Consider the following 10979-nt stretch of genomic DNA (forward strand, 5'->3'; position numbering starts at 1 on the left):
TTTATCTTTAACTATTTTATGATCAGCATATTTGCAAAAGGAGTAATTTTTTGATTGGAAACTATTTTTAAACCTGCTTCTGAAATTGCTTTCTTCCATTGCTTTTGACTTAAAAAATGAAATGCTCCGATATTAAAGAAAACAAAATTGGTAAAATCTCTAAATTGTTCAGAAACAATAATTACTCCACCATCTTTTAAAATTCTTTTTGCTTCTTTAAAAAATAAAACTCTTTTTTGATGATCTAAAATCTCATGCAATGCTGTTAAAGCAAGAATTACATCCTGTGACTGATTTTCAAAAGGTAGTTTATCCGGTGAGATCTTTATTTCTTTGGGATTGGGTGGAAATATTTTCTTTGAGGTTTCTATTCCTTTTTCATGTTCGTGCCTATTTCCGTAGATATCGCAAACCGTTAAATTCAAATCCGGATATTTCTCTTCTAACCGCTTTGACAAAGGATCAAAACTCGCGTGAACTAAAATGGCATTTTTGGTTTTGTCCCAATCAATTATTCCTTTTAAACTGTTTAATTCATACAGATCAGAATTGTCGTACAAAATGTAAGAAGCAACGAGTGACGCAATTATATTTAAAATAATGAGAACACTTAAAATCCTCAATAATAAAATAATAGGATTGAAATTTATCCAAAATGACAAAGCATAGAATAGAATGGAAATGACAATCCCTAACAGGATTTTTTGATAATTAAAAAGAATAACAAGCTTGGTGATCTTCATCTTTATGTATTTTAAAATTTAAGGGTTATTCAAAATTACGCATTCATCAATAAAAAACCGCTCTCCAAAAAAGAAAGCGGCTCTATTATATCTAAAATCCCAATTAAAATATCGCAGGATATTTCTGAGGGTTTGTTTCATTAAACATAGCATAGATCTTTTCTACCATATCATCAGAAGATGGCTTGCTGAAATAATCACCGTCACTTGCATAAGCCGGTCTGTGATCGTTAGCAGCGATCGTCAACGGATCTGAATCCAGATATCTGAATGCTTTCTGTTTCTCAAGAATCTGCTGAAGAATAAATGCTGAAGTTCCACCTTCCACATCTTCGTCAATAACGACTAATCTGTTGGTTCTTTTAACACTTTCGGCAATTTCATTCGTTAAATCGAAAGGAATTAAAGACTGTACATCGATCACTTCTGCAGAAATACCTATTTTTTCTAATTGTTCTGCTGCGTCCATAACAACTCTCCAAGTAGAACCGTAAGTCACTAAAGTAACATCTTTTCCTTCTTTCGTCACTTCAATTTTTCCAACAGGAACAGTGAATTCACCTAAGTTATCTGGCTGCTTTTCTTTTAATCTGTACCCATTCAGACATTCCACGATTACCGCTGGATCATCACTTTGAAGCATTGTATTGTAGAATCCGGCAGCTTTCGTTAAATTTCTAGGTACCAATACCAGAATTCCTTTGGAAAGGTTCAGAATCCCCGCCATTGGAGAACCTGAATGCCAAACACCTTCTAATCTATGGCCTCTTGTTCTGATGATTACAGGAGCTTTCTGACCGCCTTTTGTTCTGTACTGAACAGTTGCCAGATCATCACTCATTCCTTGTAAACAATATAGAATATAATCTAAGTACTGGATCTCAGCAATAGGTCTTAAGCCTCTCATTGCCATCCCGATACCCTGACCAAGAATTGTAGCTTCACGGATTCCGGTATCTGCTACACGTACATCACCGTATTTTTCCTGCATCCCTTCCAGCCCCTGGTTTACGTCACCGATATTTCCGGCATCTTCACCAAACACTAAGGTTTCAGGATATTTCTCGAAAATTTTGTCAAAATTATTTCTTACCACTACTCTTCCGTCCACTTCTTCAGAACTGTCTGAAAAGACAGGTTTGATCTCTTTCACATTTTCAGCTTTCCACTGAGACTGTGAATATAAGTGAGAAGAATAGTTATCTTTTTCTGTTTCAAAAACTTCATTGTACTTCTGCATCAATTGGATTCTTTCTGCAGAATTAGTTCCTCTTGTAGCCAATAAAGCTTTTCTTGTCAGATGGAAAATATCTTTTTTAGCTTTGGAAACCAACTTACTGAACTGGGCAACATAACCTTCAATTTCAGCATTATGCCCTTTAAGGTTTTCAACTAACGGAAGAACGGCCTGAATTAAATCTGTAATCGTTTTCTGATAGTTTTCCCAGGCATTTTTCTGGCCTGCCTTTACTATTTTCTTAGCTTCATCATCTATCGCATCCAATTCTTCCGCAGAAGCAATAATTTCTTCTTTTCCTTCAATTTCGATCGAATAGTTCAGTATCCATTCTTTGAACTTCACCAAACCATCAAAATCTGCTTCCCAAGAAAGACGCTCTTCATTTTTATATCTCTCATGAGATCCTGAGGTAGAGTGTCCCTGAGGTTGTGTAACTTCAATAACGTGAACCACAACCGGAATACTTTCTGTTCTTGCAAAATGCTCAGCTTTAGCATAAGCATCCAATAATGCCGGATAATCCCATGCTTTTACCTGAATGATCTCACATCCCTGGTTTTCGCCTTCTTTTCTCTGGAAACCGCTTAACATTTCAGCAATATCAGCTTTTGCACGCTGATTTCTGGTTGGAACGGAAATTCCGTAACCGTCATCCCAGATAGAAACAATCATAGGAACCTGAAGCGCACATGCAGCATTCAAAGTTTCCCAGAAATGTCCTTCCGCCGTAGAAGCGTCCCCAATTGTTCCGAAAGCAATTTCATTACCATTCTTTGAGAATTTTTCTGAACCTTCAAATTTTACACTTTTATATACTTTGGAAGCCTGAGCCAATCCTAATAATCTAGGCATCTGTCCTGCTGTCGGAGAAATATCGGACGAGATGTTTTTCTGTGCCGTAAGGTCTTTCCAGCTCCCGTCTTCATTTAAACTTCTTGTTGCGAAGTGTCCGTTCATCTGCCTTCCTGCTGAGGCCGGTTCTCTTTCAACACTTGTATCTGCATACAGTTGTGCAAAGAAACTTTCAACTGTTAAAGCATCTGCTGCTAATGCAAAAGTCTGATCCCTGTAATATCCTGAACGGAAGTCTCCATTTCTGAAAACTTTCGCCATTGCCAGCTGAGGAAGCTCTTTACCATCCCCAAAAATTCCGAATTTAGCTTTTCCTGTAAGTACTTCCCTTCTTCCAAGATAAGACATTTCGCGCGATATCCTTCCTAACCTGTAATCTTCAAGTATCTGATTTTTAAAATCCTGGAAAGAGATTTGCTGTGTTTCAATATAGGTTGTCTGCATAGCTAGATATAAAAAGTTTTTATTCTTCAAGTATGGCGCTAATATACAATTTTTAAACTAATTTTAATTTTCAATAATTTTTTTTAAAAATTTGATAATAAAAAAATTGTGTTTTATCTTGTGAAAAATTGTAAATGATGGAAAAAAAGTCACCACACATTCTAAATGCATCAAGCAATCTTTTAGGTTTTTCCTTGATCATTATCACATCACTAAAAATCACTAAAATCAGTGGGAATACACATCTGGATGAGTTTGCCGGCTTATCGTGCCTGCTTTTCGCATGCAGCTGCTTCTTCTCTTTCCTGGCGATCCGAACGAAAAGCGAACAACGGGAGACTAAATATGAGACTATTGCGGATTATCTATTTTTAATCGCTTTATTTTGCATTGTTTTAGCAGTTGTTATTGTGACTGTTAAAATAATTGATTAAATCTATAATCTAATAATTTCAATTTTTAAAATATTCTTTTTTCGCTGTAAATAAATCACCTTTTAGTTCTTATTATGGTAAATAATAAGGTTCTCCACTGTATAAATTAAATCAAACAAAAGTGATAATTCCCTAATATAATCTGCAATACTTTCAATTAACAACATTAAAACCATCATATTATTAATCATTATTTCTATAATGGTATAAAAATTGATAAACGGAAAGAAATGTTACGTAATTTTAATACACAAAAGAAAAAAAATTAATTAGAAATGAGAAAAAAATTTATTTCGCTTCTTGGCGTTTTTTTAACGTCAGGCATCATCTGCGCACAAGTAGGTATAAACACAAACAATCCACAGGCTAGTTTTCACATTGATGCAGCAAAAGATAATCCCTTATCCGGAGCTCCTTCTGCCGCTCAACAAGTAAATGATTTCGTTGTAACGAATACAGCAAACGTAGGTATCGGAACTACATCTCCATTGGACAAACTGGATGTAGCTTCAGGAAATGCACGAATCCGAAACATCAACACTAACATCGGAGTTGGAGGTACTGACAGAGTAGTTGTAGCCGATACAAACGGGGTATTGAAAACAATAGATTTCACTGCTTATTCCTTATTCCATGCCCGTTTGGCAGCGGATCAAACTATTTCCGGAAGTGCTACGATTACCACTCTTCTGTTTGCTGCACCCATAGCAACATCTCCGTTTTATAGCTATAACACAAGCACAGGAGTTTTAACTTTCACCCAGGCCGGAAATTATCTGGTAACGCTACAGGCTAGTTTTGCGGGTATTTCTGCGGATGCACAGCTGCTTTTAGGAATTAGGCCAGTTCCTGACGCAACTTATTTAGGAAGAGGCAGTCATTACGCTGCTACTACAACTCCTAACCTAACCTCTACTACAAGACTTGGTGAGCTAATGAATTATACGACATTGCTCATAATTCCTACTGCTAATTATCAGGTTCGCTTTACTGCAGCACCCAACCAGGCCTGCACAGTATTGTCAACAGAAATGGGACCTACAGGAAACGGAAACGTTACGAATGTTACGGTACAAAAAATTTAATCTAAAAATAAAACGGGATGTTTTTGCATCCCGTTTTTTATTTCATTGAATTCAAATTCTTAGAATTTTCTTTCGATTACATAGTCAAGCATACTGTGCAGTGATTTTTTTGCTTCAGAATCAGGAAATTCATTCAGGATGTCTTTTGCTTTCTGCTGAAAATCTTTCATCACTTTAATAGCATAATTCATACCTCCTGAATTTTTGACAAAGTCTATAAGTTCTTTAACACGTTTGGGATCATTATTATACCGTTTTATAGTGTTAAAATAATATTTCCGATCCTTTTCATTAGCAATTTTCAAAGTATGGATAAGAGGAAGCGTCATTTTCTGTTCCTTAATGTCGATTCCTACAGGCTTCCCGATAACATTTGAACTTAAATAGTCAAAAAGGTCATCCTTAATCTGAAAAGCCATACCGGTATAGGTCCCGAAATCCATCATTTTCTTAGCAAGCGCTTCATCCGCATTGTTGGACAGAACACCAATTTCACAACATGCAGCAATTAAGGTCGCTGTTTTCTGACGGATAATCTCATAATAAACATCTTCCGTAATATCCAGTTTTCTCGCTTTTTCAAGCTGCAGAAGCTCTCCTTCAGACATTTCACGGATTGTTCTTGAAATTACACCCAGAAGATCATAATCTTTATGATCTGTAGACAATAAAACCGACTTTGATAAAAGATAATCTCCTACTAAAACCGCAATTTTATTTTTCCACAAAGCATTGATTGAAAAGAAATTACGACGTTTAAAACTTTCATCCACCACATCGTCATGTACCAGAGTTGCGGTATGAATCAGCTCAATCATTGAAGCTCCGCGGTACGTTTTTTCATTAACCTCACCTATCAGCTTTGCGCAAAGAAATACAAACATAGGACGCATCTGCTTTCCTTTGGTAGTAACAATAAAACGGGTTACTTTATCCAATAAAGGCACTTTGCTCTGCATCGATTCATAAAACTTCTGCTCGAAAAGTTTCATTTCCTCATTGATCGGTCGTTTGATTTCTTCTACGATGTTTGCCAAAATCTGTGAATGAAAGGTAAATATTTATTAATTCTCACAAAGATAATTTTTTTCACGCAATTTCAGGACAAAATTAATCTTTGAATTCTTCTTTTGGAATAAAATACAGTGCAGGCTGTGAACCTCCCAATCTCGACCTGAATTTTTCTCCTGAAATATAGATTCCGGAGTCATTAACGGCGATACCTTCGATCTGCCCTACGGCAAGGGCGCTTCCCAGATAATAGTGCTTCGGCTTTTCTTTAAAAAAAATTCCCGGTTCTGTTTCTTTAAAAATATTAAGAAAAACTTCTGTTTTCCTGGTATAGCCTACCAGATAAAGCTTACCGTTAAAATAGGCGGCATCAGTTACTACAAAATTGGTTTTATAGGATTCCGTTTTCTCAGCTTTCTGCTTTTCAGAAACAACTGGATCAATGATATAATGAGAGGTTGACTTTGATTTCCATTCTTTGGTAAACAAATGCAGTTTTCCATTAAGATAAATCATAGCTTCAGCATCAAAATCATTGTTTGTATATTCCGGAATAAACTCTGTCTGTTCAGGGTAATAGAATGATATTTTGGTAATGGAGTCGTTTTGGGGTTCATTCTGAAAAGGCAACTTATAAATTTCCAGATCCCGTCTTGTTCCTCCGTTATTTCCGAAATCGCCGATATAGAAATTCTTTCCATCATTGGTCAGAGCTTCCCAGTCTTTGTTTTTAGCATTAACTGTAAAAGTATTTCTGATACTGCCTGAGGTTTCATCCAGATCGAAAAGTTCCGGAGCATTACCGCTGTCATTGAACGTATACAGTTTCCCATTCAAAATACTCAGTCCTGATGTTTCCTGAATTTTATCATCCAGATAAGCAACTCTGAATTTTCTTATTTTTAAGAAATCGGTCTGCTGCGAAAAGGAAAATTGGAAAGTGACAAAAACGGAGAAAAGGAGGAATTTTTTCATGGAGCAAAAGTAAGGGTTTGTATATGATTGGAAAAATTTGGAGATATTTGTTTTAAGAACCACCCCTCCAAAGGAAGGGAATTTTTGATCCGACAGATTGTAGTTATCCTAAAAAGTCAGTGATTTGCAACAAAAAATATCTCAGGCAGATTTCATTTTTTGTTTTTTTTCCTGTTTTTTAACCTGCTTCATTAAATAATCTTTCTGATACTGTCTTACCGTTTTTCCTGTGCCGTCATGCCTCCAACCTGGAGAATTGAAGATATAATTGATCCTGTCTGACATTTTCAGTCCCGGTTGTTTAATATCTTTCCAGATTTTTCTCCATTCGTAAAAGAGAACGGTGTCAGGTTTATTATCTGGCATTTTAGGATAAATTCCATATTTTACAGGCACATCCGGATCCTCTTTCTCAAAGGTTCCGAATATTTTATCCCAGATGATCAGGCACATGCCCATATTGCGGTCCAGATATTTGATATTACATGCATGATGTACTCTATGATGTGATGGGGTTACCAGAATATATTCCAGTATTCCCATAGTCTTCACAGTCTGCGTATGCACCCAGGTTCCATATACCTGCCCTATCGCATAAACAACCATAATATGCCATGGATTAAATCCTAAAAAAGCCAGAGGTGAAAAGTAAAGATATCTGTAAAGCGGCTGTAATACCGGACTTCTGAAACCTGTTGTTAGATTGAAATATTCTGAATTATGATGAGTAATATGAACTGCCCAGAATGCCCTGGAATGATGATCCACATAATGCAGCACATAATAAGCAAAATCAGTGATTATAAAGCAGATAAGCCAGTACCAGATATTGAAATTCCATGTAAAAAGCCTGTGATTATAAAAGAAAAACATCACTCCCATGGCAAAAGCCTTCATGACCAGATCCAGACCGAAATTCATCAGGGCAAGATAAACGCTGGTTGCAACATCTTTTCCATTGTACAGCTTGGCTTCAGAAACATGACTGTAGATCATTTCTGCCAAAATAACGGCAGCATGAAACGGAATAGCCCATGCATAAACATTTTCCAGCCCGTCTTCACTCATAAAGAAGTCCATAATAACTTTTTTATTTTACGTAAAGTTAGGCTTTTATGAAAAATTTAAGGAAAAATTTGGATTTTTTAAGAAAATTTTAATCTGCTGTTTTATTGGCAAGCTGTCCGCATGCTGCATCAATATCTCCGCCACGGCTTTTTCTGATCATTACAGTAATTCCCGCATTTTCCAGCTGACGTACATAATTCTCTTCTGCCTGCTTGTTGCACTGATCATATTTTCCATCTCCGATAGGATTATACTGAATCAGATTCACTTTGGAAGGAACCTGTTTACAGTATTTAATCAGAGCTTTGATGTCTTCATCACCGTCATTGATTCCTTTCCATACACAGTATTCAAAAGTAATCACAGAACCAGTTTTCTGGTACCAGTACTGAAGAGCTTCCATAATATCTGTCAATGGAAATTTATCAGAGAAAGGCATGATCTCATTACGTTTGGACTCAATAGCAGAGTGAAGCGAAAGTGCCAGTTTTACACGAAGTTCATCATCCGCAAGCATTTTGATCATCTTCGGAATTCCTGATGTAGAAACGGTAATTCTTCTTGGGGACATTCCCAAACCTTCCGGCTGGGTAATTTTTCGGATGGCTTCCACTACATTTTTGTAATTCATCATCGGCTCTCCCATTCCCATAAAGACAATGTTGGAAAGCGGTCTGTTAAAATACATTTTACTTTGACTGTCTATCAGGGCAACCTGATCTACAATTTCAGCTACTTCAAGGTTTCTCATTCTTTTCAGCCTTGCCGTTGCACAGAATTCGCAGTTGAGCGAGCATCCTACCTGTGAGGAAACACAGGCTGTAGTTCTGGTTTCAGTAGGAATAAGAACAGACTCCACCAATAATCCGTCATGAAGCTTCACCCCGTTTTTGATGGTTCCGTCCGTACTTTTCTGAAGCTGGTCTACAGAAACCGGATTGATAGTGTACTCTTCGGAAATTTTTTCACGGAGAGATTTCGAAAGATTGGTCATTTCATCGATCGAATGGAGATTTTTACTCCATAGCCAGTCATAAACCTGTTTCGCACGAAACGGTTTTTCCCCTAAAGTCACAAAGTAATCTTTAAGCTGGTCTAATGATAAAACTCGGATATCTTTCATTGTAAGGTTGCAGATGATAGGTTTCAGGTCGCAGGTAACTACTACCTGCAACCTTTTACCTTATATCTTTTTTTATAAAATTAGCATTGCGTCACCGTAAGAATAGAATTTATACTTTTCTTTTACGGCTTCTTCATAAGCATGCATGATAAAATCTTTTCCGGCAAATGCGGCAATCATCATCAGTAATGTTGATTTTGGCGTGTGGAAATTGGTGATCATAGAGTTGGCCACTCCGAAATCGTGAGGCGGGTAAATGAATTTGTTTGTCCAGCCATTGAAAGCAGAGATTTTTTTGTTTGAAGAAACAGAAGTTTCCAATGCTCTCATTGTAGTAGTACCTACCGCACAAACTCTTCTGTGGGCATCTACCGCTCTGTTGATGATCTCAGCATTTTTCTCATCAATGATGATCTCCTCAGACTCCATTTTATGCTTGGAAAGATCTTCCACCTCGATCGGATTGAAAGTTCCCAAACCAACGTGAAGCGTTACTTCAGCAAAATCGATTCCTTTGATCTCTAATTTTTTCATCAAATGCTTGGAGAAGTGAAGACCTGCTGTAGGTGCAGCAACTGCTCCTTCTACTTTAGCATAAATAGTCTGGTATCTTTCTGCATCTTCCGGCTCTACAGCTCTTTTGATGTATTTTGGAAGCGGCGTTTCTCCCAGTTCTTTAAGTTTTGTTCTGAATTCTTCATAAGAACCATCGAACAAAAATCTTAGTGTTCTTCCTCTTGAAGTAGTATTGTCGATAACTTCAGCTACCAAAGACTCATCCTCAGTAAAGAATAATTTGTTACCGATTCTGATTTTTCTTGCAGGATCTACAAGAACATCCCATACTCTGGTTTCTTTATCAAGCTCTCTTAAAAGGAAAACTTCAATTTTAGCACCTGTTTTTTCTTTATTTCCATAAAGACGTGCAGGGAAAACTTTAGTATTGTTGAAAATGAATAGATCTTTCTCATCGAAATAGTCCACTACATCTTTAAACAGCTTATGCTCAATAGTTTCAGTTTTTCTGTTAAGAACCATTAATCTCGCTTCATCTCTGTGCTCAGACGGGTGTTCTGCCAATAATTCCGCAGGTAGATCAAAATTAAAATCTGATGTTTTCATTTTTTAAATTACGGTTTAAAAATTATATAAATTACAAGTGTAATTTTCGGAGTGCAAATATACGACATTCAATACCCCTTTGTCAAGTATTATTTAAAATCAAATGTAAAACCGTGATTCTACGGTAATCAGTGAAGAGAAAAAAGATTATTTTTGAAAATATTTTAAAAAAATTTACACTATGAGCAAATATTCATTGGAAGCTTTCGTGAACGAAACTAAAGAAAATCCACAACAGAGAGATTATTTTGAACTTGAAACACCACATATGCTGGAAATCAATCTTAACAATCAGGCTGTATGGACCAAAAGAGGCAGCATGGTAGGTTATGTAGGAGGCATCAATTTTGAAAGACAGGGAATGCTGGCCGGAGGTATCGGTAATCTTTTAAAGAAAGCAATCAGCGGTGAAGGAACAAAATTAATGAAGGCGGAAGGAAACGGTAAGCTGTATGTGGCAGATTCCGGTAAGAAAGTACGTATCCTTTATCTGAACAATGAATCTGTATGTGTTAACGGAAATGATGTTTTGGCACATGAGCAGAGTATAAAAAGTGATATTACCATGCTTAAAAGTGTGGCAGGAATGATGGCAGGCGGTCTTTTTCAGGTAAAGCTTTCCGGAACCGGGCATATTGCAATTACTACTCATGGTGAACCATTAACATTAATGGTAACTCCGGATAATCCTGTATTCACAGACCCTAATGCTACTGTAGCCTGGTCCGGTAACCTGAGCCCGGATCTGAAAACCAACGTTTCGTTAAAAAGCCTTATCGGAAGAGGAAGCGGTGAAGAATTCCAGATGAAATTCTCAGGAAACGGATGGGTATTGATCCAGCCATATGAAGAAGTATATTTCACAGAAAAATAATATATTAA

At 36.8% G+C, this 10979-nt stretch carries 10 protein-coding genes; 3 read left to right on the forward strand and 7 right to left on the reverse strand.

Annotated elements, in window-relative coordinates; all coding sequences use genetic code 11:
• Positions 1-11 precede the first annotated feature (11 nt).
• A complete protein-coding gene (locus ACQWU4_RS04425) occupies positions 12-743 on the reverse strand; it encodes a class I SAM-dependent methyltransferase (protein ID WP_429934552.1) in 732 nt (243 codons plus the stop codon).
• Positions 744-846: 103 nt separating this feature from the next.
• Entirely contained in the window at positions 847-3279 is a 2433-nt protein-coding gene (locus ACQWU4_RS04430; protein ID WP_429934553.1) for an alpha-ketoacid dehydrogenase subunit alpha/beta, read from the reverse strand.
• 134 nt (positions 3280-3413) lie between these two features.
• Between ACQWU4_RS04430 and ACQWU4_RS04435 the strand changes: the two genes are divergently transcribed.
• Positions 3414-3713: a hypothetical protein gene (locus ACQWU4_RS04435; RefSeq protein WP_429934554.1), complete on the forward strand. Its 300-nt coding sequence runs from the start codon at positions 3414-3416 to the stop codon at positions 3711-3713.
• A 275-nt stretch (positions 3714-3988) separates the two neighbouring features.
• Complete coding sequence (locus ACQWU4_RS04440; RefSeq protein ID WP_429934555.1) at positions 3989-4798, forward strand: hypothetical protein; 810 nt, start codon at positions 3989-3991, stop codon at positions 4796-4798.
• 59 nt (positions 4799-4857) lie between these two features.
• Here the strand turns inward: ACQWU4_RS04440 and ACQWU4_RS04445 are convergent, their stop codons facing one another.
• From ACQWU4_RS04445 to queA, 5 genes are all read right to left on the reverse strand, one after another.
• Positions 4858-5835: a polyprenyl synthetase family protein gene (locus ACQWU4_RS04445; RefSeq protein ID WP_429934556.1), complete on the reverse strand. Its 978-nt coding sequence runs from the start codon at positions 5833-5835 to the stop codon at positions 4858-4860.
• Positions 5836-5908: 73 nt separating this feature from the next.
• Positions 5909-6784 carry a hypothetical protein gene (locus ACQWU4_RS04450; protein ID WP_429934557.1) on the reverse strand — a complete coding sequence of 292 codons (876 nt, stop codon included), beginning with the start codon at positions 6782-6784 and terminating at the stop codon, positions 5909-5911.
• 141 nt (positions 6785-6925) lie between these two features.
• Positions 6926-7864, reverse strand: coding sequence for a sterol desaturase family protein (locus ACQWU4_RS04455; RefSeq protein ID WP_429934558.1), 939 nt, complete (start codon positions 7862-7864; stop codon positions 6926-6928).
• A gap of 76 nt (positions 7865-7940) precedes the next feature.
• Positions 7941-8975: a 23S rRNA (adenine(2503)-C(2))-methyltransferase RlmN gene (rlmN, locus tag ACQWU4_RS04460; protein ID WP_429934559.1), complete on the reverse strand. Its 1035-nt coding sequence runs from the start codon at positions 8973-8975 to the stop codon at positions 7941-7943.
• A gap of 72 nt (positions 8976-9047) precedes the next feature.
• Positions 9048-10097 (reverse strand): tRNA preQ1(34) S-adenosylmethionine ribosyltransferase-isomerase QueA, encoded by a 1050-nt coding sequence (queA, locus tag ACQWU4_RS04465; protein ID WP_184158681.1) that lies wholly within the window; start codon positions 10095-10097, stop codon positions 9048-9050.
• A 181-nt stretch (positions 10098-10278) separates the two neighbouring features.
• Between queA and ACQWU4_RS04470 the strand changes: the two genes are divergently transcribed.
• The gene (locus tag ACQWU4_RS04470) at positions 10279-10971 is read left to right on the forward strand and encodes an AIM24 family protein (RefSeq protein WP_429934560.1); all 693 of its coding nucleotides are present in this window, start codon (positions 10279-10281) and stop codon (positions 10969-10971) included.
• The last annotated feature ends 8 nt before the right edge of the window (positions 10972-10979 follow it).

Origin of the sequence: Chryseobacterium sp. MIQD13, from assembly GCF_050496705.1 — a bacterium.
Taxonomy (GTDB): Bacteria; Bacteroidota; Bacteroidia; order Flavobacteriales; family Weeksellaceae; genus Chryseobacterium.

What these genes read in the sequence shown, in the direction of transcription:
- ACQWU4_RS04425 (WP_429934552.1), bottom strand. Translation starts at nt 743, where the DNA reads ATGAAGATCACCAAGCTTGTTATTCTTTTTAATTATCAAAAAATCCTG.
- ACQWU4_RS04430 (WP_429934553.1), bottom strand. Translation starts at nt 3,279, where the DNA reads ATGCAGACAACCTATATTGAAACACAGCAAATCTCTTTCCAGGATTTT.
- ACQWU4_RS04435 (WP_429934554.1), top strand. Translation starts at nt 3,414, where the DNA reads ATGATGGAAAAAAAGTCACCACACATTCTAAATGCATCAAGCAATCTT.
- ACQWU4_RS04440 (WP_429934555.1), top strand. Translation starts at nt 3,989, where the DNA reads ATGAGAAAAAAATTTATTTCGCTTCTTGGCGTTTTTTTAACGTCAGGC.
- ACQWU4_RS04450 (WP_429934557.1), bottom strand. Translation starts at nt 6,784, where the DNA reads ATGAAAAAATTCCTCCTTTTCTCCGTTTTTGTCACTTTCCAATTTTCC.
- ACQWU4_RS04455 (WP_429934558.1), bottom strand. Translation starts at nt 7,864, where the DNA reads ATGGACTTCTTTATGAGTGAAGACGGGCTGGAAAATGTTTATGCATGG.
- rlmN (WP_429934559.1), bottom strand. Translation starts at nt 8,975, where the DNA reads ATGAAAGATATCCGAGTTTTATCATTAGACCAGCTTAAAGATTACTTT.
- queA (WP_184158681.1), bottom strand. Translation starts at nt 10,097, where the DNA reads ATGAAAACATCAGATTTTAATTTTGATCTACCTGCGGAATTATTGGCA.
- ACQWU4_RS04470 (WP_429934560.1), top strand. Translation starts at nt 10,279, where the DNA reads ATGAGCAAATATTCATTGGAAGCTTTCGTGAACGAAACTAAAGAAAAT.